A 25,327-nucleotide genomic window follows, 5' to 3' on the forward strand; every position below is an offset into this window, starting at 1 on the left:
TTTTTTCGTTATCATCATAAAAAAGGCGCTTAATGCGCCTTTTTTATATGCTTTTTTCAGTGATGCAACACGATGATAACCAAATAAAGCTAATATACTTGCTTATTCATCAATAAGATCAGGATCTATACCTAAATCTCTCATCATTTTTTGAGCTTGCAGTGGAATACCATCTTCACGATCTTTTTGTAGATCTTCATCACATGGTAGAGGCTGACCTGTATAAGCATGCAAAAAAGCTTCACAAAGAAGTTCACTATTAGTTGCATGACGCAAATTATTCACTTGTCGACGAGTACGTTCATCAGTCAATATCTTTAAAACTTTTAACGGAATTGAAACAGTAATTTTTTTTACTTGCTCACTTTTTTTACCATGCTCTGCATAAGGGCTGATATAGTCGCCATTCCATTTCATCATTTTTCCACCAAATTACATCACAAATAATATAGGTAATTTTAACGTTTTTTTTGTTTTACTGCAATCTACACACCAAGATACTTAGACGTCTAGACATGTTGACGGCTTTATTAATTGTGTTATTCTTATACAACTGATATCTAAGAATAAATCAAGAGGTCTAGGAAGATTATTATGGCTAATCAATCTAACAATCAAAGCCGATGTGCTAATTTGAATCAAGGGACGATTGCTGTCCGGGGTGGCTTAAATACTGATGATCAATACGGTAGTGTCGTTCCAGTGATTACACCTTCAACATGTTACCGCTATGAAGAGTTTGCAAAACCCAGAGAATTTGATTATGGTCGAAAATCAAATCCTAGCCGACGATTAGTTGAACAAACCGTCGCAAAATTGGAAGGTGGAGCCGATGCTATATTAACGAATTGTGGAATGTCAGCTATCCATTTAGTTAGCGTTGCATTATTATCCCCTAATGATTTAGTGGTTGCGCCTCATGATTGCTATGGTGGCAGTTATCGGTTATTTAACAGCTTAAGCGAACGAGGTCATTTTAAAGCAAAATTTGTTGATCAGTCCGATCCTGTTGCATTGAAAGAAGCGTTAAATCTACGTCCTAAATTAGTCTTAATTGAATCACCAAGTAATCCCCTATTGCGTGTTGTCGATATTCAAGCGATCACTCGCCAAGCACATGAAGTTGGTGCAATTGTACTTGTAGATAATACTTTTATGACACCTATTCTACAAAAGCCATTAGAACTTGGAGCCGATATTGTCACCCATTCTTGTACCAAATTTTTAAATGGTCATTCCGATTTATTGGCTGGTATTTTAGTCTTCAAAGATCAAAAATTAGCAACAGATGTCTTATGGTGGGCAAATAATATTGGTACATTAACGTCATCATTTGATAGCTACTTATTATTACGTGGATTACGTACTTTAGCTGCTCGTGTCAAATTACAACAAGACAATGCTAAACAGGTGGTTGAGTTTTTAGTGAATCATCCTAAAATTGCTAAAGTTTTCCATCCATCTTTACCGTCTAATCTTGGTCACGATATCGCAAAAAAACAGCAAAAAGGGTTTGGTTCCCTCTTAAGTTTTGAATTGGTCGGTAATACTGACGTTATGCCTAAATTTTTAAAAGCGCTGAATATATTTACGTTGGCACAATCATTAGGTGGAGTTGAAAGCTTAGTCTGTCACCCTGCAACGATGACCCATTCAGGAATTAGCGCCGAAGCACGTAAGACGGCTGGCATTTCCGATCAACTATTACGCATTTCAGTTGGATTAGAAGATATTGATGATTTAATCGGTGATTTAAAACAAGCATTAGCGGCTATTTAGCTTTAATTATACAATTAAATTATGGGTTGATGATTTTCACTATTATAATCTTTTTCATCAATCCTTTTATGATTTAATTAATTGATTTTGATGATGAATTTTAAATCTTATTTGCCGTAATGGATAATTTTATTTTGAATTGCGGTAAATATCTCATCAAGTGAGTGTCGTTTGGCTCGTCCGCAAATTTTTGCTACTTCATCACACACTAGACATTGCCTTGGACGTTGTTCAAATTGAGCTCGAGAAAGGCTCTGTTGGGTAGTGGGATCAATAACATCAATATCCCATAATCGTCCTAAAGGATGATTATCTTCAATATCAATACAAAATTGTTTTAACTTTTCTGTTTGACAAGCTACCGAAATAATCGCTTCAAACCCTGTGATTTGATGATAATGCTGTTCATTCACGATAGTGATATTGTTTGTACTCAAACAGTGATGTAATGCTTGGATCGCTTGATTAAATAGATAGTGTGCTCCACTACTATTTTTAATAGCCCCTGGAATAACCAAACAAAGTGAGATGATTGGTTGTTGATAGTGTGTGATTGCAAAAAGTTGATTGGCAACTCGTTTTTCTTTCGCAAGTAGCATCTGTTCAAGCGTGATTGGCGTACCATCATCAAATTTTACTATCATTGTGGTCTTGTCTGCTATTTAGATAAAAGAAGGCAATAGCATGTCATCATGTCATGCTATTGCAAGTTAGTTAGTCTTTAACTTCGCGTACTACATCAATCACCGAACCATCTCGGTAATGAACAATACCAACAATTTTATCATTAAATTCAATTGGTTTTGGTTCACCAGTCAATGACACCGCACGTTGGTAAAGCTCTTCAATGCTCATCACCGGCAAGTTTGCTGCTTTTAAACGTTCAGCGATTTCTGGACGATTAGGGTTAACAGCAATACCATGGTCAGTTACAAGCACATCAACGCTCTCACCTGGTGTTACAACAGTGGTCACTTTCTTAATCACAGTTGGAATACGGCTACGAATTAATGGCGCAACAATAATGGTTAAGTTTGCACCAGCAGCGGTATCACAGTGACCACCAGACGCACCCCGCATAACACCATCCGATCCTGTTAATACATTAACGTTATAATCAAGATCGATTTCTAATGCACTAAGGATAACAATATCTAACTCATCCACACTCGCCCCTTTCGATGCAGGGTTTGCATAGACATTGGTTGAAACTTCGATATGATCTCGGTTTTTACCTAAAGATTGTCCTGCGGTACCATCAAAACTTTGCGTATCAAGTAAACGTTTAACTAACCCTTTTTCATGTAAATCAACAATACTTGCTGTAATACCACCTAATGCAAATGAGGCAGTAATATTTTTAGCTCGCATACGATTTTCTAAGAATCGGGTGGCTGCCGTAGAAGACGCACCTGAACCGGTTTGAATTGAGAAACCGTCTTTAAAATAGCCAGAATACTCAATGACATCCGCAGCATAGCGAGCAATCATTAGCTCACGTGGATTGCTGGTAATTCGCGCTGCACCGACACTGATTTTAGTCGGGTCACCAACTTCATCGACTTTAACAATATAATCGACTTGATCCTGACGAATACTTGCCGGATGATTTGGATAACCAACGATATCTTCAGTCAACAAGACTACTTTTTTCGCAAATTGTGCATCAACCATCGCATAACCCAATGCACCACATTGAGATTTACCCGATACACCATTGGCATTACCTTGCTCATCCGCTGTTGAAACAGCTAAAAATGCGATATCAATGTTAATTTCACCACTTTGAATAAGTTTTACTCGTCCACCGTGAGAGTGAATATGAACAGGATTATCCATTAATCCATGTGAAATAGCATCAGCCAATTTACCTCGTAAACCAGAGGTATAAATTTTGGTAATCACACCTGCTTCAATATGTGGAATCAAGGCAGAGTTACAACTTAACAATGAGCTTGATGCTAACGTTAAGTTTTTAATACCAAGTCTGCTGATCGTTTCAACAACTTTGTTAATGACCTTATCACCTTCACGAAAAGCATGGTGGAAAGAGATCGTCATTCCATCACGTAATTCACATTTATGAATTGCTTGTTCGATAGAATCACATAATTTACGTGTGTATTTTGACTCATCTTTTAAATAAGGCGTTGTTGCATTAGCATCAACAAACGGTGCAATATTTTTTAGATCGGGATGCTGTTTTAGCAAATCATCAATTTTTTTGTCTATAGAAGTCGTCATTTTTTAATCCTATCAAATTTCTTTACGTACACCAGAATATTTGGCTAGCTCAATAATTTTTTGAGCACGTGCAATAATCGGTGCATCAATCATTTTGCCATTTAATGAAACCACACCAAGCCCTTTTCTTTCACCTTCTTCAGCAGCTTCAACCACTTTTTGTGCGTTTTCAACTTCTGCAGCTGTTGGCGCATAGGCATTATGTAGTAATTCAATTTGTCTTGGATTAATCAGTGATTTACCGTTATAACCTAATTTTTTGATTAAGCTAACTTCTTTCAAGAAGCCTTCATCATCATTAACGTTAGAATAAACCACGTCAAATGCATCAATACCCGCCACTCGCGCTGCATGTAAAACAGCACAACGTGCATAAAATAGTTCGGTACCGTCTCCACGTTCAGTTTGCATATCAACTAAATAATCGAACGCAGCTAACGCTATACCAATTAAACGTGGTGAAGATTTTGCGATTGAAACAGCATTTACTACACCTAACGCAGATTCAATAGCTGCCATTAATTTAGTACTACCAACCTCACGACCACACTCTTTTTCAATTCGTTCAACATGAGCTTCAAGTTCATGGATATCTTCAGCACTATTTGTCATCGGTAGACGTACAACGTCAACACCTGCTCTCACAACAGCTTCAAGATCTTTTAATCCAAATGGAGTATTGAGCGCATTGATTCGAACAACAGTTTCAATTCCATGTTCTTTATAAACCGGAAGACGTAATGTTTGTGCAACCAATAAACGAGCAGAATCTTTTTCTTTTAATGATACTGCATCTTCAAGATCGAACATGATTGAATCAGGCTTATAGACAAACGAAGTGGATAACATCGCTGCATTCGCACCCGGCAGAAATAACATACTTCGACGCAATTTTTTCATAGTAATTTACTCCAATCTAAGTTCTCTTCTTCTGCGCCACGCAATACTGCACATTGTACTCGAGCTTTAATCGCACAATCTAAAGCGCCTTTATCATCAATAATAATTAAACCGTCAGTCACATTAAGACTTGTTAAGGTTTGCTCAACAACGGCGCGTATTTGATCGCCAAATTGCTTATTAACATCACTATTAATAACAATTTCAATTCCTGTATTAGGAGTGACTTTCACTAACAAATCGCTTGATTCGAGAGTGCCAGCCATGGCTTCTTTCTTGATTTTCATTTAGTTACCTTTTGAACGAATTAAATTTTTGACTGAATCTAAATTAGCCTCTAGATAGTTCCATGTTGTTTCAGGAACTAATCGTTTTACCTCTTCATATTGCTCATCAGCCAGTAATTTTCTAACCAACGAAGCGGATATGATATCTTCCCCTTCAAGAATACGTTGAATTTCAACTAACGTCACAACCGGGAAAGGACTAACGTCTTTATCCTGTAACCAATAACGCATTGAAGTATTATAAGCATTAGTTATTTGACTGTAGGGCTCGGTTCCAACAAAACGATAGGTAATATTCAGTGCTGGGGCAATATAATTACGGAAAATTAATAAATCGATCCCCATGTAAGCGTAATCAATTTTATCATTATCCTTTAAAAAATAAGTAGGAAATGTTGCTCTAGATATAATATAGGCTGAACTTGCATGTACCGTGACATTTTTTAAGTGTTTCGATCCCTCTTTCACCAGTTGTAAACGTACATCAAATGGGAACAGTGAAACATTTTCATTGACGACAAAAACATGAAGCCAATCACATTGACTGGCAGCATACTGCAAAAGATGTTGGTGACCTTTTGTAAATGGATTAGCATTCATCACTACACTGCCAATCTTGTTCCCTTCCTTACGGTGTTCACTTAAATATTTACAGTATTGCTTAATTCCAACGGGGGTATTTTCCATTAATACGACAAGATTATTTACCTCGACGATAGGATAAAATCCACACCCTTTGAAAAAGTCGATATTTTCAGGTTTAGTATATAAAAAGAGATGAAAATGCCCCTGCTCATTAGCATATTTGATAACGTTATCCAACAAAGTCAAATTAAGCTGATTTCCACGATAATCGGGGTCAATCGCAACACATTTAATAATATTGTCATCAATGCCAGCACAAGCCACCATTTTACCGTCCATGTAAGCAACGATAAATATATGGACTTGAGGGTCTAAGTTTAGATCCGATAGCGTTAACAAACGAATAATTTGTTCTCGTTCAGTTAATGATTTAGAGATATCTACCACTGAAAAATCGACTAAACTATACATAATATCACCTATTTTTCTGCTACCACATAGTTCGTTAAACGACCAATTCCAGAGATTTCAACTTCAATTTTGTCACCATCTTTCATAAATACTGGAGGATTACGTTTTTTACCTACACCACCCGGTGAACCTGTTAGAATAACATCGCCAGGAGATAAACGGGTAAAAGTACTGATATAAGAAACAAGTTCAGGCACAGTATGGACTAAGTTTTTGACATAATCGTGTTGCATTTCCTGACCGTTTAAATAGGTCGTTAAAGATAATGCGGTAGGATCAGGAATCTCATCAGTCGTGGTTAAACATGGACCAAACGCACCTGTACTTGGCCAGTTTTTACCTGCCGTAAACCAAGTATATTGCCAATCGCGGATAGAACCGTCCATATAACAGCTGTAACCCGCTACATGTGATAATGCATCTTCTTGCTTAATACGAAAACCACCTTTACCAATGATAATGGCAAGTTCACCTTCATAATCTAGTTCATTGGTAATAGCTGGTTTGAGAATATTTGTTTTATGCCCTGTTTGTGAATCAGGGAAACGAACAAATAATGTTGGGGCTGAACTGGTTTCATTAAACTCTGCTCTTTTTTCAGCATAGTTCATGCCAACACATAAAATTTTATTTGGATTCGGTATAACCGGTAAATAAGTGATATCTTGCTCATTAATGTCACTTGGAGCATTAACATAGGTTTTTGCTAGCGACAAGCCTTCTTCATCAGCAAGTAATGATTTCAAATCAGCATATTTATCACCGAATTTTTGTTTTAAATCAACAATACCATGATTAGTGAGAAGACCAAAACTTGCTCTACCAGAGACAAGATAACTGACAAGCTTCATGAGTACTCCTTAAAAGCTGTTTGTATTGATTATTACTATAAAATAAAAACAAACAACCCTAGTCTAGGCTAAGGTTGTTGTTAAAAAAATTTAACTATACTAAGAAATTGCCGAGAATAAGTAACGATACCGATACATTAATCGCACCACCAATACGGGTTGCAATTTGTGCAAATGGCATCAACTCCATTCGTTCTGCTGCGGTTAATATTGCAACGTCACCTGTTCCGCCTTGACCACTTTGACAACATGAAATAACAGCTGCATCTACTGGATACATACCTAATTTTTTCGCTACAAAGAAGCCTGTTGTTACTAAGCTCACTACGGTACAAACAATGACTGCTAAGTTAGTTAACGTAAATGCAGAAACAATTTTATCCCATGGAGTGATTGCCACACCTACCGCAAATAAAATTGGATAGGTTACAGACGTTTGGAAAAATTTGTAAACGACTTGTGAACCACTCAATACTTTCGGTGAAACACCAGATATTAATTTAACAAATACAGCTGCAAATAACATCCCTACTGGCGCTGGAATACCCGTCACTTTATGACCAATCATACCAACCATATAAAGGATAGCGGCTAATAATACACCTGAAGCAAATGTTGTCACATCGATAACAGAATCTGCTTTTGTTGCTTTTTTATCTGTAATTTCGTCTTCTTCTGACGCTGGTAATAATCGTCCGTTACCTGTTAAATGTGGATAAGCTTTACCAATACGGTTAAGCACACCACCACAGATAATACCCGTTAACCCACCTAACATTACGATCGGTAAAACACGACCTAAGGCTTCACCTTGTTCCATATGCAAAATTGCTGCGTAGCCAATTGAAAGTGGAATTGCACCTTCACCGACACCACCAGCCATGATAGGTAATACCAAGAAGAAGAAAGTTTCAAACGGTGTTAAACCAAGTAGATAACCGACACCAACGCCAACAAGCATCCCGACAATCTCACCACATACCATCGGTCCAAAGATTTTTAAGAAACCTTGAATAAGTGTTTTCTTATCCATGTTCATAATACTACCAACGATGATACAACAAATGTATAAATAAAGAATATGTGTATCTTTATAGAACTTAGTTGTTGCTTCAACAACTGGCGTAGGAAGAATTCCATAATAAACTAAAGCAGATGGAATGAAGGTTGCACAGATTGCTGCTGCACCCATTTTACCAACGATCGGTAGACGTTTACCAATTTCACCACACAAAAAGCCAAAAAATGCACAAGTGACAACCATAACAACGATTTCACTCGGTAACTTACCTGTTACTAACACTTCGGTGAAAATAAGAATACCAGCAATAATAAATAATGGAAGTGGAATTACACCAATTTTATAATTGTCCATGAGTCGCCACCAATTATAAGGCCATCCTTGTAATTTCTGCTCGACAGGCTTACTCGTTGATTCTTCTTGATTATGCGTTTTTCCAATTGAATTGAAATCCACCATATGTATTTTTTCTCCAAAATGATTTGATTTGTTCGAGTTAATTGGCGCGTATAGTGACAAAATATGAATCTCATTTTTGTGATATAAATCATACTTTAACTGTGGTTTTTATGGTTTTAATGGCTCAAAGTTTTTTTATGCTGTGTTACACTCACCTTTACTTTAATTTGAAAAGTAAATGTAAAAATGCGAAAGAAGATTCAATTATCATTTACTACGAAATTATTTTTATCTCTTTTGATCTTTTCATTGATTATATTAACTCTATTACAAAGTTATATTTGGAAGACAACAGAAACGAATCTATATCGCAGTTTAGGTGAAAAAGCGCAAGTTCAAGCAAGAGAGTTAGCTGTAGTTCCGAGTTTGATACAATATGTTAAAGAAAAGGATACAAATAAAATAGCCGATTTAGTAATTGATATTTTTCAACAAAGTGATGCAAGTTATATAGTTATTGGTGATGAAAATGCCCATCGACTTTTTCATACTGCCAATAATGCGCTATTTTCACCCATGATTGGTGACGATAATCAACAAGTACTTAATGGCAATAGTAGTGTTACCATTAGTGAAGGTTCACTTGGGTTAGCATTAAGAGGCAAAGCACCAATAGTCGATCAAGGTAAAATCATTGGAATAGTCTCAATTGGTTATATGATTGATGATATTTATGCATTACATATCAAGCAAGTAATACCTTTTATCCTTTTTTGTTCATTACTATTTTTAGCTTTGTTTATCTTTTCTTTTTGTTTTTCTAAGGCAATCAAAAGACAGATGTTTAATTTGGAGCCAAAAGATATTGCATTACTGGTAAAAAGTCAGAAATCAATTATGGAATCCATTTTTGAGGGCGTCATTGCTATTGATCTTGATTATAAAATTATGAATATCAATCAATCTGCAAGATCAATGTTAAAAATTAAAGTCAATGATAATGAATTGATTCACCAACCTTTATGGGATTTTATTGAATCAACAGAATTTATATGTGGAAATGATAATCAGATCCAAGATATACATGATCATATTTGTTATTTTAATAATATTATTGTTATTGCTAATCGAGTACGAATTTTGGTTGATAATAAGATTAAAGGTTGGGTTATTACTTTCCGTAACTACAATGATATCAACTTATTAAGCATGCAATTAACTCAAGTTAATCAATATGTGGATAATTTGCGCACATTAAGACATGAGCATCTTAATTGGATGGCAACATTATCTGGCTTGATTTATATGAAGCGTTACCAAGAAGCAGAGTCTTTTATTGCGCTGCACTCAGCCGATAATCAAGCTAAATTAGATTTTATTACTGAACATTTTAAAGTACCTGCTGTATGTGGTCTGCTAATAGGTAAATATTCAAAATCACATGAAATTGGTTTAAAGCTGGTTTTCGATCCTGCATGCCAGTTAAATGCATTACCCGATTCAATTACCGAAACAGAATTTATGTCTATTTTAGGTAATTTACTTGATAACGCATTCAATGCCAGTTTGAAAAACGATCGTGGAGATAAAACGATTTCGTTATATCTCAGCGATGCGACGGATGAAATTGTTTTGGAAGTTAGCGATCAAGGTTGCGGTATAGATGAAAAGATTCGTGACTCCATTTTCAAACCTGGCGTGACATCACAAAATGCTAAGGATCATGGCATAGGATTACATCTCGTTTTAACTTATATAAAGAAAGCTAATGGCTATATTACATTTGAAGATAATGAACCTTACGGTGCAATTTTTTCGGTTTTTATACCCAAATAACATGAGGGATAAGAAAGTATGAATAAAGTAAAAGATGATATGATTAAAGCACTCATTGTTGAAGATGAGCCGATTTTAGCGGAGCTAAATGCTGATTTCATTCAACGTGATACCAAAGTAAAAGTTATCGGTATTGCCTCCAATTTAGCTGAAGCAAAAATAATGATCGATAAATTAAAACCAACTTTAATTTTATTAGATAACTATTTACCAGATGGTAAAGGTATCGATCTTTTTGAATATATCATTAATAATCATCTTGATTGTTATGTTATTTTCATCACTGCGGCTAGTGATATGGATACCTGTAGTAAAGCAATTCGCTTGGGGGCATTTGATTATTTAATAAAACCGCTGTCCTATCAACGTTTAAAACATTCGTTAGAACGTTTTGAGCTGTTCTTATATCGACAAAGCCTACAAAAACATGTCAATCAACGAAGAATTGATGAGCTTTTTAATTTACAAACGAAAGATTTTGTTGGTATTAATCGTCACTCAAAAGGGATAGAAGAAATCACCTTACAAAAAGTTAAGGATTTGTTTATGAAAACAGACAAACCATTAACCGTAGATGATATAGTCGAAAATGCCCAAATCAGTAAAACGACCGCCAGACGATATTTAGAACATTGTGTTCAAACAAAATTATTAACTGTTGAACTTAACCATGGAAAAATCGGGCGCCCAGAAAGACTGTATAAACGATTAGGAAAATAGCCCTATTTTCCAAACATTAGCTAAGTACCACTAAAGCCAACTATTCATATAATTGATAATTATATAAATATGCTTATTTGTTATTTTATCCCCTAAATATTTGATGCTAGATTGAATTCATCCAATCATGAAACAGGATTGATTCTGCCGTATCAAATAAGAGGAGTAAGCATATGTCTATAGCAATAGGAAAGGTAGTTACTACCGAAAATAATGAAATTAACCAAGATGGCGCTTTTGTTCGTCAATCTAATCGATTTGATACTCCCTTTGGCAACGAGCCAGGCATGCTACCGGTTGAATCGGGTCGTTATCGTTTGATTTGGGCGGCAATTTGTCCTTGGGCACACCGCCAGATGATAGCGATTAAGTTATTGGGATTAGAGCATGTGATCAGTGTTGGTAAAGTATCACCCGTTCGTACCAGCCATGGTTGGGAGTTTTCGCTTGATCCCAAGGGTGTCGATCCGGTGCTCGGTATTCGTTATTTACCCGAAATTTATGCCTCGACAGATCCCACTTACCATGGTCGAGCAACCGTACCAACCATAGTGGATGTGAAAACCGGCAAAGTGGTTAACAATGACTATTTTAATTTAACTTACTATTGGGAAACCGTTTTTAAACCCTTTCATAAATCAGGTGCGCCTGATCTGTATCCTCAACATTTACGTAAGGAGATTGATGAACTTAATCATGTGATTTTTCATGAAGTGAATAATGGCGTTTATAAGGCAGGGTTTGCACGCTCACAAAAGGCTTACGAAGAAGCTTATCATCTTGTATTCAATCAATTAGATAAACTGGAACAACGTTTAGACAAATCACGCTATCTATTTGGTGATAATATTACTGATTCCGATATTCGTCTGTATGTCACATTAGCGCGCTTTGATGTTGCCTATTATTCTGCATTCAAAACTAACCGTAATCGAATTATTGATTTTCCTAATTTATGGGCTTATGCCAGAGATCTGTATCAAATCCCGGCTTTTGGTGAAACCACCGATTTTGAAGCAATAAAAAAGGGCTATTTTTTGAGTAATAATTCGCATAATCCTTATGATATTTTGCCTTTAGGCCCTGATGTTAGCAATTGGCATACTCCCCATAATCGAGATAAACGGTTTAATACAAGTCACTAATTATTGGGATAATACGAATGCCAAATATAGTAGATATTGGATTGATTTTCAGCCAAATTCCGACATTACTTGCTTATTTGCCGGTCACATTGTTTATTACCTTTTTTTCAATGTTACTGGGGGTAATGTTAGGACTCATCATCGCTATCATTAAAATGAACAAGATACCTGTTTTTTCTCAGATGGCGATGATATTTGTTTCATTTATTAGAGGAACGCCATTGATAGTGCAACTCTATTTAAGCTTCTATGGTATTCCTATTATCTTACGTTATATCAATCATTATTATCATACCGATTTTAATGTTAACAGTGTTCCACCAATGCTATTTGTTTTGATTGCGTTTTCCTTTAATGAAGCGGCATATAATTCAGAAACAATACGTGCCGCATTACAATCGGTAAATAAAGGACAAATTGAAGCAGCACAGTCCCTTGGGATGACCTATAGCCAGTTATTACGTCGAATCATCATTCCGGAAGCCTTTATTGTCGCCCTACCCAATCTTGGTAACGCACTAATAGGCTTACTTAAGGGCACCTCCCTCGCCTTCGTTTGTTCTGTAACTGAAATGACGGGCAGAGGTAAAACCTTAGCTGGACATAGTTATCGCTATTTTGAAGTCTATATTTCATTGGCACTCATCTACTGGGCATTAACCATCATTATTGAATTAATCGTAAGATATTTGGAAAAGCGCCTTACGATATCTGACACGGTGAATACGCCAAGTTATCGACGAGGGAAGCTATTATGATAAATGTGCAAAATTTAACTTTATCTTTTCAAGATAATTCAATACTCAATAATCTTAATTTTCACATTAAACCTCATGATATTGTGGCAATTATCGGTGCGTCAGGAGCAGGCAAATCAACATTGTTACGATGCTTAAATTTATTAGAAAGACCGCAATTCGGTAAAATTAGCATTGATGATATTGAGTTGGATGTCAGCCGTGTAAAGCGATCGCAATTAGTTAAATTTCGCCAACAAACTGCAATGGTATTCCAACAATTTAATTTATTCCAACAAAAAAATGCATTAGAAAATGTGATGGAAGGATTAGTTGTTGTAAAAAAATATCCGAAAGATAAAGCACAACAAATAGCTTATGACAAATTAGTTGAAGTTGGACTGGGTGAACGTATCTATCATTACCCCAAACAGCTATCTGGAGGACAACAACAACGCGTTGCCATCGCCAGAGCATTAGCCATGGATCCAAAAGTATTATTACTTGATGAACCCACTTCCGCCTTAGATCCTGAATTAGTCGGAGAAGTGTTAGCTACGATAAAATTAGCAGCAAAGTCAGGTATAACGATGCTACTCGTCTCTCACGAAATGAGTTTTGTACACGAAATCGCAACCCGAGTCTTTTTCTTGGATAAAGGAAAAATAATAGAAGATGGCACACCCAAACAAGTTTTTACCAATCCAACTCAGCAAAGAACCCGTGATTTTTTAACACGCTATTACAATACCATGCAAATGGATTATGAAATCTGATGAATAGAAGAGGTCGTAATGAGTATTGTTTTACAACAACATTGTCTAAATATTAACTGGCAAGATGTCGCTGACTTACTTGCCTTTTATGGACTCAGTTCGCTTGATGCAAAAACCCAAGAACAAGTCTTTAAACAGAGTTATGGCGTCGTTTTTTTACTGGAAAAAAAACGAGTAGTGGGTGTGGGGCGCACACTATCAGATGGTATTTGTCAGGCAGCCATTTATAACATTGCGCTGGCAAACCATTTACATGGTCAGCAATTTGGACGGTTAATTGTGGAAAAACTGGTAGAACAGGTCAAACACTGCAATATCATTCTTTATACTCATCCCCAAACCATCGAATTTTATAAAAATTTGGGGTTCGATTTAATGAAAACGGGAATGGCTCGTTATCAGGTCGATCATCGAACAGAAATGAGAAATATGGGTTTTATCTAAAACTGTTTTAGCTTTATTCCGTAAAAAAAGGAGAGTAGCATTATGAATATCCCCACTAATTATTTTATTTCAGCTTTAAGTGTACTAACTTTAACTGTTTTGTTATCTGGCTGTGATAACGCCAAGGAAAACTCACCAACAATCCAAAAGGAAAAAATTACTATTGCTACCTCTGGTGCACCTAGCCCTTTTACGACGGTAAATGATAAAGGAGAATTAATTGGCTACGATATTGAGGTGGTCAAAGCGGTATTTGCCCAATTACCACAATATGAAATCAACTTTGAAGTTACCGAGTTTCCTTCGGTTTTAGCAGGACTTGACTCTCAGCGTTATCAAGTCGGTGCCAATAATTATGCGATGAATGAAAAACGCAAAGAAAAATATTTTTATTCTTCGCCAATTTTCATGAACCAATATGTAATAGCAGTAGCTGAAAATAATGACAATATTAACCGTTTTAGTGATTTAAAAGGCAAATCGACTGAAGTTTCACCGGGGCTTAATTATGCTACAGCGTTAGAGTTATATAATGAACAACATCCCGATAACCCCGTCAACATCATTTACAGTGAAGCAGACTTACTACCAGTGTTACAGCATGTTGAAACAGGACAATATGATTTCCAGTTAATTGATAAAGTCATGCTGTCGCAATATATCAGCGAACATAACTTAAAACTAAAAAGTATCGATTTAAGCAACGAAGATGCTGAACGTATTGCTTCTCCCTATAGTTACTTACTGATCAGCAAAGGAAAGAAAGGTGAACAATTAACCAAAGATATTAATCAAGGCATCCAAAAGATCATCAATAATGGAAAATTATCAGAAATTAGTATTCATTATTTTGGTGCTGATTATTCACCTCAATAAGTTTTTCATCTAAATAACCGAGTTAATTTACCTCACTAAAGATAAACAAAATATCGGTTATCATCCTTATACGCTGAAATATTTAACTTTTTTAAGATAATTAAAAACATGTGGATGATGCCGATATTTTCTAGACTTTCTGGGAAATTTATAAACGCATCAATCATTATTTGTTTGTTGCCTCTGCAACGGATGGGCTCTTACTTTGGGTATTATAGTTTATTTAGTTTTATAAGAATTTTTATAAACGGCTTTTTTGAAATAGATAAATCGCCGGGATATTTTATAATGGTGTTATTCATTAAAAAGGGCTTTCGCCCTTGTTAACTTGATAAACAATGATTAGAAGGTATAACGAATACCAGCTAATAAATCAACTGAAGTGAATTTAGCCGTTGATTTAATATCGTAATCTTCTCTATGAGCTTTAAATTTTACTTTACCAGCATCCAAATAACGAGCACTAAAATCAAAATCTAAATTATCTGTAATTTTATAGCCAACACCTGCCGCTAAACTCCAAGCAAATTTAGTTTTGTTTTTCGAAAAACGATCACGATAATCATCATCATAATCATCATTCACCCAATCACGATAATCGCGTTTCAATTTAGTAAAGGCAACCCCCAATCCAGCACCAACAAAAGGAGTAAATGATGTTTTAGTATCAATATCATAATATGCATTGAACATTAACGTGTTCATTTTAGCTTTTACTTTATTGGTAGTATGAATGGTGTCATCATCTTCATCGATTTCACTTTCATGTTTTGTCTTATTTGAATCACCACGTAGAGTAAATGAAATTTCAGCACGTACAGGGATATCAAAAGCAGATTTGAAATTATACCCAAGATTCAATGCACCAGCAAATTTACTTTTATTCATTGAACCCATGTTGATATTTAAACTTTTTTCATCATCATAAAAAGTATCTTTCATACTATTTACTTTAAAAATACTATCACCTAGTTGACCACCAAGATAGAAACCACTATTTTGAGCGTTTGCAAAACTTGATAAACAAGCCAACGTCGATAATGCTATTACTGTTTTTTTCATATTTATTTCCTAATAATCTTATTCATGCCATTCATGGCAAAAACATTCTAAAACATAAAAATTTCACATGCAATCAGATAGATATTAATATTTTTTATATCTTTATTGATTAATATAAACAGCACACAAAAAAACAATGTAAAATTAATTAGTTAAATGTAATTTTTATGTAATTAAAATGATTTTAATTTGTAAAGTAATTAAAATAAAAAATATTCTGATAAATAACTATTAACTCAGAGAAACTAATCCCATTGTCAAATTAATTAATCAACAATGATTCGTCCATTCAACGGTTGAATTGGGCGGTTATTATCATGTTGCATAATTGAGTGAAATTTTTCGATTTGTGCTTTTGATGCATAACTTTCGTGTTCTAACACAATCCACCTTACCCCTTCTGTACAAGGTGGCGTAGTCAGTGAACCACTAAAGCGGTAGTAGTCCAATACATTGGGTAATAACGCTTTAATATCAATAGCATTATCTAATATCAGGCTTTTATTCACCGCTGTTGGCATTTGATGCCATGCTTTTTCTAATTCTAAATTAGTTTTACCTTCATTGAACATTAACGCCATTACCGCTAAATCGCCATTTTGATTTTTATAAACAAAATGCGCCTCCATCGGATAATGCTTACCGTTAATTTCATTTTCGCTAGGCGTATGAAAGTGGAATTGCTGCAATGTAAAAGCCTCATCATCCAACGTTAAACTATTTTCACCCGATACATTGATTTGGATAGTGTGCCCATTATTAACCATTTCTTGCTTAGCAGAATTGAAAATAAGACTAAGCTCAGGATGATTTGTTTTAAGTGCATGTTCAATATTGATTGGCGATTGATTCTTGCCATTTTCACAAGTTGAATATTCCGGTGAAAGCTTTCCCCAATTTTCAGGCTTTTCTTGCCCATCATATCCCCAATGAGTGGTATGTTCATTTGCAAAACAGGGGAAGCTAAATGTTGCAATTAAAGCAACAATCCTTATGTTCAATTTCATAATTTCTCAATTTAATAATGTGATTTGTGGCGAAATTATAGACTCATTAAACTAGCCTGACTATCTAAAATTAGTTAATTAAAACAATTCTCTCAAAAAACCTCATTAAGGCCTCTTAAAAAATTTGAACTGTTTTTTAAATAAACAATATAGTTAACCAAATGTCGGTAAAATACAACCAATGCACAAAATTTCAATTTTGTCAATAAATTTTAAAAAATATAGATATTTCATTTCACTAATAAAAAATAATGCTCTATATTTCCTCAATAGGTTAATCTTAACGATAAATAAATTAGTTGGAATTTCTTAATTAAAAAGACAAGGTTTGATTAGATGAAAAGTATAAAAATAACAGGAGCTCGCATTCACAATCTTAAAGACGTTGATATTACTATTCCCAAAAACAAATTAACCGTTGCTACCGGTATAAGTGGATCAGGAAAGTCTAGTCTGATGTTTGATATTGTGTTTGAAGAAGGACGTAAAGGGTATCTTCAATCATTAGGAATCTTTCCGGGACTTGAAAATGAGAGAAAATTTGCAAGCATAGAGGGTATCGGCCCGACAATTGCAGTTAAGCAAAGCGTTGTACGTCAGAATAACCCAAGATCAACAGTCGGTTCAAAAACAAACATATTCAACCTTCTTGCCCTACTGTATTCAAGTGAAGGGCGGGTTAAATGTTCAGAGTGCAACGAAACTATTGGACAAGATAAGGTCTGCGCTAAGTGTGGACATGAGGAAGAGCGCCTTGAATTAGGCTATTTTTCCTATAATAACCCTAACGGAATGTGTATGAAATGCGCTGGCAGAGGCGCATATTATCACATTAATATGGAAAAGCTTATTGCAAATAAAAATCCCACCGTTCGAGAGTTATTTAATTTTATCGGGGTAACCCCCGGTATACTTCGCGTCTTGGAAAGGAATTTCAAAGGCTATATGGATCAGCCTTATTTAGAAATACCGGATGAAATAAAAGAAGAAGTGGTAAACGGGCATTATGTCAGCAATAACAGTGCAAATCAAAGCTTCTGCTTATCAAGAATTTTGCAAGCTAAACACAAAAGAGGCGAATATTTAAATGGTCTGTACGAAATAACCCTCTGCTCGGAATGTCATGGATATCGCATAGGTGAAGAAGCTCGCAACATATTAATTAATGATAAACATATTGGTCAAGTCGGCAAAATGACTTTAGACGAGGCTAAAACGTTTTTTGAATCGGCATTAGAACTAAACGAAATAACGCAATTTGGGAAAAATCTTCTTAACGATATTTTGAGCAAGACAAAATCATTAATTGCTTCTCGTTTAGGGCATTTATCACTTTATAGAGAAATGTCCTCACTGAGTGGCGGGGAAATACAACGACTCTTCCTTAACTCGCATTTGGAATCCAAACTTGAGTCACTTATCTATATTCTTGATGAACCCACAGTCGGACTACATGAATCAGAAAAACTTGAACTTTTACAATCTATAAAAGCGCTTAAAGATTTGGGCAACACGGTTATTGTTGTGGAACATGACAGAAGTACGATAGAAATAGCTGAACATATCATTGATATTGGCCCAAAAGCGAGAATTGAAGGCGGGGAAGTGATTTATGAAGGTGATTATGCTGGTCTGTTAAAATGCGATAAATCATTGACAGGACAATATCTTTCCGGCAAAGCAAAAATGCCGGTAAGGATGTTAAAACAAAATATCGATGATTCTGCTATTCCCCGTTTAGTCATTCGACACGCCAAAACCAACAATTTAAAAGATATTTCAATCGCATTTCCATTAGGCGTTCTTATTGGGGTTTCGGGCGTTTCTGGAAGTGGTAAAAGCTCCTTGATATCGAACACGCTTACGCCCCTGTTAAAAAGTTATTTTCGCTTAGACGCCAATAAGAACAATACCAATGGAGAAGAAATAGATCTTGAAGAAGAATCACTGTTAATCGAAACAATAGCCGAAAGGCTTGATGGCGCAGAAAATATTTCTGGCTTTGCTGAAGTATCGCAGGCACCAATAGGAAGAAATATAAATTCGAATCCTATCACTTTTACCAAAATATGGGACAAGATACGCAGATTATTTGCAGAACAACCCGAAGCAAAACGATTAAATTTAACGGCTGGACACTTTTCCTTCAATTCCGAGGGCGCTTGCCGAGAGTGTAATGGTAGTGGACGTAAAGCTATTTTTCCTGAGGGTAGCTTAAAAATGTACGCAACGTGCGAAAAATGTAAAGGTAAAAGATATAACAATGAAGTTTTAACTGTTATGTATAAAGGGAAAAATATTTCAGAAATTCTTGATATGCAGATTTCTGAAGCGATAGCCCTATTTAGTGATAATGATTTCATCGTTCGTCCGTTACAGATAATGGAACGGATTGGTATGGGATATATAAAGCTTGGGCAACCCACTTCAACAATGAGCGGAGGAGAAACCCAAAGACTAAAACTCGCGAAGGAATTAGGACGGCAACGAAAAGGTCATATCTTGTATATCATGGATGAACCCACTACTGGTTTAAGTCTTTATGATACAGCTCAGCTAATAAAACTGTTGGATGAATTAATCAAAAGCGGAAACTCTGTGATTGTTGTTGAGCATAATCATGAAGTTCTTGAATCGTGTGATTGGATTGTGGAACTTGGTCCTGAAGGAGGATTAAAAGGTGGTGAAATCATTGCCGAAGGAACCCCTAAAGACTTGGTGAAAAATCCAAAATCACTAATCGGAAAATATTTAACTCCTACGACTTAAAAAGTGGATACTTGATTATGGCTAATATAAAAGAATTAGAAACCATTGATGCAGAATCGGTGGATATGAATCCAGATAAATTGAGAGAGCTGGATGTCGCCTTGAATTTTCAACTAGGCATTATTAAAGGAATCGCAATTTTGCGAAAAGGCAGCATTGTGTTTGAAAAATATTTCAAAGGTTACCATGCTGAAAATACTCATCATCTCACTTCAGTAACACAAAGCGTTACTTCCGCTTTAGTGGGAATAGCCATTGATAAAGGATATATAAAAAGCGCCGATCAACCAATACTGGATTTCTTTCCAGAAGCGGAATCCAAAGCCAGTGATATGTTAAAGCGACATCTGACAATCAAACATTTACTAACCATGACTGCACCCTATTCTTGGAAAAAGAGTGAGCCATTAGATAGGTTGAGAAGGCAAAAGAATTGGACGATGTTTATGCTTGAAATGTTGGGACAAAAAGGCCTGCTTGGGGAGTTTCAATTCAATATGTCTAATGCCCACCTTCTTTCAGCGATTATTACGCGGAGTACGGGGCTATCAACCCGAGAATTTGCCAATAAATCATTATTCAGCCATTTAGGAGTGAAAGAGATCGTTGACCAGCAGATGAAATCCTTTTCTAAAGAAGAGGTCTATGGTGAAAATATTACCGGTTGGATAAAAGATCCTCAAAATATCAATACCGGAGGCTGGGGGCTGTCTTTAACTCTGCGGGATATGCTTCGTTTGGGATATTTGTATTTGAATAAAGGCCAATGCAATGATAAGCCGATCATTTCAGAAAACTGGATAACTGAATCGCTAAAACAGCATACGGAAGATTGTGGCTATATGTGGTGGCTTAGAGAAGATAAGGGGATTAACACTTTTCTTGCGGCAGGCATAGGCGGAACTTATCTCTATTGTGTTCCCGAAAAGGATCTGATAGTGGCAATCGTATCGAAAGTCGACAAGATGATAATCGACAGGTGGGAACTCATGGCGGATTATATCATTCCATCGATAACAGACAGTTAATTTTTTCGTCGTAAATAAAATATCCCTTCTGCGATTCATTCCACCAAAAGGCAAGAAGGTTTTACCGCCATGAACTGTCTAACAAAACGTTTTAGGTTGGGATAGGTGCTGTTCGGGCAGGTACTATAAAGTGAAAAATATAATGGATATTTTGCTCTCGATAAAATGTCGATTAGAAGCTTTTTTGCGCTAGAGAAAAATAACATCATTATTTAAAAAATAAACTTAAAGAGAAATCTATGTCAAATTTTCAAGAAAAATTGCAAAAAGGCATGTTTGAAGGTCCAATCATGACAATAATTATAAAAATAGGGATTCCCATTCTCATTGGTCACTTATTAAATTATGCTTACTTAATAATCAATACCTATTTTATTTCATTGATCAATCCTACTTCTTCAGCCCCGTTGGCGGGAACCGGTCTTTTATTTCCACTATTTTTTGTCTTTGAAGCTATCGCTTCAGGTTTAGCCGTTGGACTCAGTACCACAACGGGGCGATTGATCGGTGAAAAACGATTTAATCATTGTCAAAATCTGGGTGTTACAGGTGTCGTCATAGCTTTACTGCTAACCGTGCCATTTATGATTATGTGTTATGCTTTTGGCCCACAAATTATTAATTTATTATCAGGTGATAAATTAAGCCTTGAAGCAACAGTCTATAGCCTACAGTTTTTATATTCATTAGCCCCAGGTTTACTGTTCATAATATTATTACAGGTTTATGGCGGTATTCTTATTGGCGAAGGCCTGACATATGTTACTGCAATATCATTTATGATTATGGTAACGCTCAATATCATACTTGATCCGATATTGATATTTGTACTCGATATGGGGGTGGCTGGTGCAGGTGTAGCCACAACAATATCGTTATTTATGGCTTTTACCTATTTAATCCGCTTTATACACAAGGGAAAATCAAGAATTCCGTTAACATTTAACTTTACTCACTTTAACGGAAAAATTGCCAGAGAAATCATACGGATTGGATTGCCTCAGTTTTTAATGACAGCCTCAACTTATATCATTATCGTTGCCTACAATAAAATTATTACCAATACCTTTGATGAAAATGCAATGAATGCATGGACATTGGTTGGGAGAATTGATCAGATTTTAGTTATTCCGATGATTGCTATTGCTGGTGCAATGATGGTCTTTATTTCGCAAAATTATGGACGTAATCAACTTGATCGGATTAAAGAAGCTTTTAATCTAAGCTTAAGGGCAATAATGATACTATGTAGCTTCATTGCAGCAGTGTATGTATTACTTTCTCCTTGGTTATTTTCAATATTTACTTCAATACCAGAAGTGATTGATCTTGCCACAAAACAAGTGCTAATCGTGTCATTTACCTTTTGTTTTATGGCAATAACGTGGATAATCGCATCATTCTTTCAAGCGACAGGAAAACCCCTACCTGCGGTAATTATCCTTTATATTAGAATGATCATGATTTTTTCTATAGGACTATATTTAGTCTTTGTTCAAAAAATGGGAATGAATGGCATTTTTATCTCTATGGCACTCGGAAACCTACTTTCATGTTTATGGTCATTTTTGTGGGTGAAGAAAAGTCTGAAATCATTAAAATTCAAATCAATTTTGGAATAAGTTATTTTCGTCTATTGCTACGCTATTATCTCAAACAATATTAAGCAAATAAGCTAAGTACAAAAGTTAATCAAGGAGAAGAAAGACATATTGTAAAAAATAATTGGGTAGATATTGAATATCATTATATTATTGGAAGAAAAGAATAGGGAAAAAGTAATATTTATGAAGCACATCCCCGAATTAAGGTCAAAATTCAATCTATCCAATAAGATTATAAATGGATGACAAAATGAAATTATTAAAGATCTTAATAATACTATTACTATTAATTAAAGGTTTTACCCAAATTCTTATTTGCAAGGATGATCCTACTGTCTTTTTGGCGCTAAAATTGAATCCTCTTTCTGAAAATTATAATTATATTAATTATTTAAGTCACAATAGTTATTATGTTTTGTTTTCTGATGAAAATGAAATGATAGGACAAAATATCATTGATATGATTTATAAGATTCCTTTAATTCTTTATATTTCAGTTTTGCTTATATTATTTTTTTTAAAACATAAAAATACAAAAGAGAAAACCCTATAAAGCAATTTTTACCTCATATTACTTTTTTGGGTTTGATATATTTTTGCTTTTTATAAACAGGTTAATTGACCACAATTATTAAGTAATGAAATAGAGAAACATTTACTCGAAAGAAGATTAGATAATTATGATATATCGTAACTTATAAACAAAGACATCAAAAAAATTTATTCTGATGATGATTTTAAGTTTAAACTGGATGCTTATTTATCCCATTTCAAAAATAATCACTGGGTATTTGATAAAGCGGAAAAAATGGTTCTAAATAGTTTTAAGAGGTTGATTTAATAGTAAAAGGAAACAATTTTAAAATGAGAATATTATTACTGATTCTATTGTCTTTGGCTAATATAGCATGTAGTCAAAAAATAGAAAATCAATCAGCAGTGACTCAAACAATCCCACATTTTGATGCTACGGTTTATCAACTTATTGACCTTTTTAATAAAAAGAATTTTAAAGAAATTAACCAATATATTAATAAAGATATAGGTCTTTTCATTGTATATAATGGAAGTACCAGCCCAACAATGAGAAGAATTGAACAATTTAAATCGAATAATAAAATAATTGAAAATACAATACCGTCTTGGGTAGACGATGAATTGCTAGGGTTTTCAATATCTGGCAATCCTAAAATACAATATGAACAATATCCTACATTTGATCCATGTAGTGAAAAAGTCACTAAACTAGGTCTGTATGCCAATTCAAAAGAAAAAAATATTGAGGCTTTAAAAATAGCGCTTGGTTATTATCATTGGGAACTAAAACACTATCAATTTGAAAAAAATCCTGTTTGGGAGGAATATCAATCCATTGCCGATAAAATAGCCCCTAAAACAGTTAAAGTTGTTTACATTGAAAACTTTCCTGATACATTACCGGATGATGAAAAAAATATTTTCATATTTTATCTTACACAACTGGATAATAAATGGTATTTAACAATTTTAGATTTTTATACTATGGATTGCAGCGCATAAAATGCGTGATAATAAAAAATATTTTGGCAAAAATTGTTATTATTCAAAGTAACTTATCAATTAAAAATTCACCTAAAATAAAGCGGAAATAAATTCACTATTATCTGAAATCAGGTATATACTCTCCATAAATTCTGAAAACCTCACTCATATACTGCACCCGTTATTCTATACAAGCGTTTTTTTAAAGAACGGGGAAACATTGTAAAAAATAAACAAGGAATATTGGCAATGAGATTGATAATAGCATGTATAACCCTCTTATTTATGAGTAATCAAATAGCGAATAGCCAACCGATTAATAAAAATAAAAAAGACGATCTTATTACCCAAATTATGCAAGCTCCCCTTGCCAGCCCGCCAATTGGTGATAAACATGTTTTATATCCTTTTGCCACACATTGGCAACATGCAGAAACAGAAAATGAACGTTCGGGGAGTGAAAAGGCTTTTGATGAATTGGCCGGAAATTTAGATAAGCAGTCCCAATCAGAACAATCCTATAAGATCACTTTAACTATTGAAAATTTAAAACAGGTTTTTAATATCCCATATGATATCTATTCTGATATTATTGATGATATTACAAAACATGAGATTAAAGTTCATGTAGAGAAATTAGCTAGTTCGCCTCATTTTGATCTGTTTCTACTTACCACTGAATCCCTTGATTTAAAATGTAATCCTTGTGAATACGAATCTAAATTTACCCTACAAACCATTATTTCTATTTCTGCTGATAAAATTATAGATAAGTTGGTAGTAGCTTACAAATCTGGAAGTGATATAGGCAGAAGTTATCGTTTTTTCTATTATAACAAGGAAAAAATAATTATTAGGGAACTTGAACGTGATGAGATAAATAGTTTTGCTTCTGAAATAAAAACATATCAACTCTCCTCCCAAGGCAAATTTATCCGCTATTATGACGAAAATGGTCTATTTCAAAACCAAGAAGAGCAAGGCTTAGTTCAAAACCATACCCGCGAAGGTTTATGGATTGAAATGAAGCCAAACGGTTATACTCATAACAATACTTACTTAGAAGCCGAATATAAAAATGGTTTGCCCGTTAATATTTGGAAATTTTATCAATTAGAACAGCATTATAATGAACTCAATGAACCTATCTTATCCACCCGCAAAAAAGGCAAACTTTTGTACACAGAAACCTATAAAGACGGTGAGCTTGTGAATCGGGTGTTTATAGATGATGAAGTGGCTAAAATTAAAAAGGGGTAATATAG

Annotated in this window: 23 protein-coding genes and 1 pseudogene; 14 read left to right on the forward strand and 10 right to left on the reverse strand. The window is 34.9% G+C overall.

What is annotated here, in order from left to right; all coding sequences use genetic code 11:
• Window positions 1–102 precede the first annotated feature (102 nt).
• The gene (gene metJ / locus GYM75_RS09625; RefSeq protein ID WP_220215741.1) at window positions 103–420 is read right to left on the reverse strand and encodes a met regulon transcriptional regulator MetJ; all 318 of its coding nucleotides are present in this window, start codon (window positions 418–420) and stop codon (window positions 103–105) included.
• Between the two features lie 174 nt (window positions 421–594).
• Between metJ and metB the strand changes: the two genes are divergently transcribed.
• Window positions 595–1,779: a cystathionine gamma-synthase gene (gene metB / locus GYM75_RS09630; protein ID WP_220215742.1), complete on the forward strand. Its 1,185-nt coding sequence runs from the start codon at window positions 595–597 to the stop codon at window positions 1,777–1,779.
• Window positions 1,780–1,886: 107 nt separating this feature from the next.
• On the opposite strand, the gene citX is transcribed toward metB, so the two are convergent.
• From citX to GYM75_RS09665, 7 genes and pseudogenes are all read right to left on the reverse strand, one after another.
• The gene (citX, locus tag GYM75_RS09635) at window positions 1,887–2,423 is read right to left on the reverse strand and encodes a citrate lyase holo-[acyl-carrier protein] synthase (RefSeq protein WP_220215743.1); all 537 of its coding nucleotides are present in this window, start codon (window positions 2,421–2,423) and stop codon (window positions 1,887–1,889) included.
• 70 nt (window positions 2,424–2,493) lie between these two features.
• A complete protein-coding gene (gene citF, locus GYM75_RS09640; protein WP_220215744.1) occupies window positions 2,494–4,023 on the reverse strand; it encodes a citrate lyase subunit alpha in 1,530 nt (509 codons plus the stop codon).
• Between the two features lie 12 nt (window positions 4,024–4,035).
• Window positions 4,036–4,923: a citrate (pro-3S)-lyase subunit beta gene (gene citE, locus GYM75_RS09645; protein ID WP_065559667.1), complete on the reverse strand. Its 888-nt coding sequence runs from the start codon at window positions 4,921–4,923 to the stop codon at window positions 4,036–4,038.
• The gene (gene citD / locus GYM75_RS09650) at window positions 4,920–5,210 is read right to left on the reverse strand and encodes a citrate lyase acyl carrier protein (protein ID WP_065559668.1); all 291 of its coding nucleotides are present in this window, start codon (window positions 5,208–5,210) and stop codon (window positions 4,920–4,922) included. Before citD ends, citE begins: the two co-directional genes overlap by 4 nt.
• Window positions 5,211–6,266 carry a [citrate (pro-3S)-lyase] ligase gene (gene citC, locus GYM75_RS09655; RefSeq protein WP_220215745.1) on the reverse strand — a complete coding sequence of 352 codons (1,056 nt, stop codon included), beginning with the start codon at window positions 6,264–6,266 and terminating at the stop codon, window positions 5,211–5,213.
• Between the two features lie 8 nt (window positions 6,267–6,274).
• A complete protein-coding gene (locus GYM75_RS09660) occupies window positions 6,275–7,117 on the reverse strand; it encodes a fumarylacetoacetate hydrolase family protein (RefSeq protein WP_220215746.1) in 843 nt (280 codons plus the stop codon).
• A gap of 94 nt (window positions 7,118–7,211) precedes the next feature.
• Window positions 7,212–8,504: pseudogene (locus GYM75_RS09665) on the reverse strand (2-hydroxycarboxylate transporter family protein); the annotation flags it as partial.
• A gap of 279 nt (window positions 8,505–8,783) precedes the next feature.
• Between GYM75_RS09665 and GYM75_RS09670 the strand changes: the two are divergent.
• From GYM75_RS09670 to GYM75_RS09700, 7 genes are all read left to right on the forward strand, one after another.
• Complete coding sequence (locus tag GYM75_RS09670; RefSeq protein ID WP_220215748.1) at window positions 8,784–10,373, forward strand: ATP-binding protein; 1,590 nt, start codon at window positions 8,784–8,786, stop codon at window positions 10,371–10,373.
• 18 nt (window positions 10,374–10,391) lie between these two features.
• Window positions 10,392–11,093 carry a response regulator gene (locus GYM75_RS09675; protein WP_220215749.1) on the forward strand — a complete coding sequence of 234 codons (702 nt, stop codon included), beginning with the start codon at window positions 10,392–10,394 and terminating at the stop codon, window positions 11,091–11,093.
• A gap of 173 nt (window positions 11,094–11,266) precedes the next feature.
• Window positions 11,267–12,238 carry a glutathione S-transferase family protein gene (locus GYM75_RS09680; protein WP_220215750.1) on the forward strand — a complete coding sequence of 324 codons (972 nt, stop codon included), beginning with the start codon at window positions 11,267–11,269 and terminating at the stop codon, window positions 12,236–12,238.
• Window positions 12,239–12,255: 17 nt separating this feature from the next.
• Window positions 12,256–12,996 (forward strand): amino acid ABC transporter permease, encoded by a 741-nt coding sequence (locus tag GYM75_RS09685; RefSeq protein ID WP_220215751.1) that lies wholly within the window; start codon window positions 12,256–12,258, stop codon window positions 12,994–12,996.
• Window positions 12,993–13,751, forward strand: a complete 759-nt coding sequence (locus GYM75_RS09690) for an amino acid ABC transporter ATP-binding protein (RefSeq protein WP_220215752.1) — start codon at window positions 12,993–12,995, stop codon at window positions 13,749–13,751. The genes GYM75_RS09685 and GYM75_RS09690 overlap by 4 nt, the downstream gene beginning before the upstream one ends.
• 18 nt (window positions 13,752–13,769) lie before the next feature.
• A complete protein-coding gene (locus tag GYM75_RS09695) occupies window positions 13,770–14,195 on the forward strand; it encodes a GNAT family N-acetyltransferase (RefSeq protein WP_220215753.1) in 426 nt (141 codons plus the stop codon).
• A gap of 42 nt (window positions 14,196–14,237) precedes the next feature.
• A complete protein-coding gene (locus GYM75_RS09700) occupies window positions 14,238–15,071 on the forward strand; it encodes a transporter substrate-binding domain-containing protein (protein ID WP_220215754.1) in 834 nt (277 codons plus the stop codon).
• 342 nt (window positions 15,072–15,413) lie between these two features.
• Here the strand turns inward: GYM75_RS09700 and GYM75_RS09705 are convergent, their stop codons facing one another.
• Both GYM75_RS09705 and GYM75_RS09710 read right to left on the reverse strand, forming a co-directional pair.
• The gene (locus tag GYM75_RS09705; RefSeq protein ID WP_220215755.1) at window positions 15,414–16,133 is read right to left on the reverse strand and encodes an outer membrane protein; all 720 of its coding nucleotides are present in this window, start codon (window positions 16,131–16,133) and stop codon (window positions 15,414–15,416) included.
• A 266-nt stretch (window positions 16,134–16,399) separates the two neighbouring features.
• Complete coding sequence (locus tag GYM75_RS09710; protein ID WP_220215756.1) at window positions 16,400–17,140, reverse strand: carbonic anhydrase; 741 nt, start codon at window positions 17,138–17,140, stop codon at window positions 16,400–16,402.
• A 336-nt stretch (window positions 17,141–17,476) separates the two neighbouring features.
• On the opposite strand from GYM75_RS09710, the gene GYM75_RS09715 reads away from it, so the two are divergent.
• The 6 genes from GYM75_RS09715 (at window position 17,477) to GYM75_RS09740 (ending at window position 25,322) form a co-directional block, all read left to right on the forward strand.
• A complete protein-coding gene (locus GYM75_RS09715) occupies window positions 17,477–19,909 on the forward strand; it encodes an excinuclease ABC subunit UvrA (RefSeq protein ID WP_220215757.1) in 2,433 nt (810 codons plus the stop codon).
• A gap of 17 nt (window positions 19,910–19,926) precedes the next feature.
• Entirely contained in the window at window positions 19,927–20,937 is a 1,011-nt protein-coding gene (locus tag GYM75_RS09720) for a serine hydrolase (protein WP_220215758.1), read from the forward strand.
• Window positions 20,938–21,176: 239 nt separating this feature from the next.
• Window positions 21,177–22,559: an MATE family efflux transporter gene (locus tag GYM75_RS09725; RefSeq protein ID WP_220215759.1), complete on the forward strand. Its 1,383-nt coding sequence runs from the start codon at window positions 21,177–21,179 to the stop codon at window positions 22,557–22,559.
• Window positions 22,560–22,791: 232 nt separating this feature from the next.
• Window positions 22,792–23,094 (forward strand): hypothetical protein, encoded by a 303-nt coding sequence (locus GYM75_RS09730; RefSeq protein ID WP_220215760.1) that lies wholly within the window; start codon window positions 22,792–22,794, stop codon window positions 23,092–23,094.
• Between the two features lie 311 nt (window positions 23,095–23,405).
• Complete coding sequence (locus tag GYM75_RS09735) at window positions 23,406–24,080, forward strand: hypothetical protein (protein WP_220215761.1); 675 nt, start codon at window positions 23,406–23,408, stop codon at window positions 24,078–24,080.
• A 231-nt stretch (window positions 24,081–24,311) separates the two neighbouring features.
• Window positions 24,312–25,322: a hypothetical protein gene (locus tag GYM75_RS09740; RefSeq protein ID WP_187755592.1), complete on the forward strand. Its 1,011-nt coding sequence runs from the start codon at window positions 24,312–24,314 to the stop codon at window positions 25,320–25,322.
• Window positions 25,323–25,327: the final 5 nt, after the last annotated feature.

It is taken from the genome of Gilliamella sp. ESL0441, assembly GCF_019469185.1.
Taxonomy (GTDB): Bacteria; Pseudomonadota; Gammaproteobacteria; order Enterobacterales; family Orbaceae; genus Gilliamella.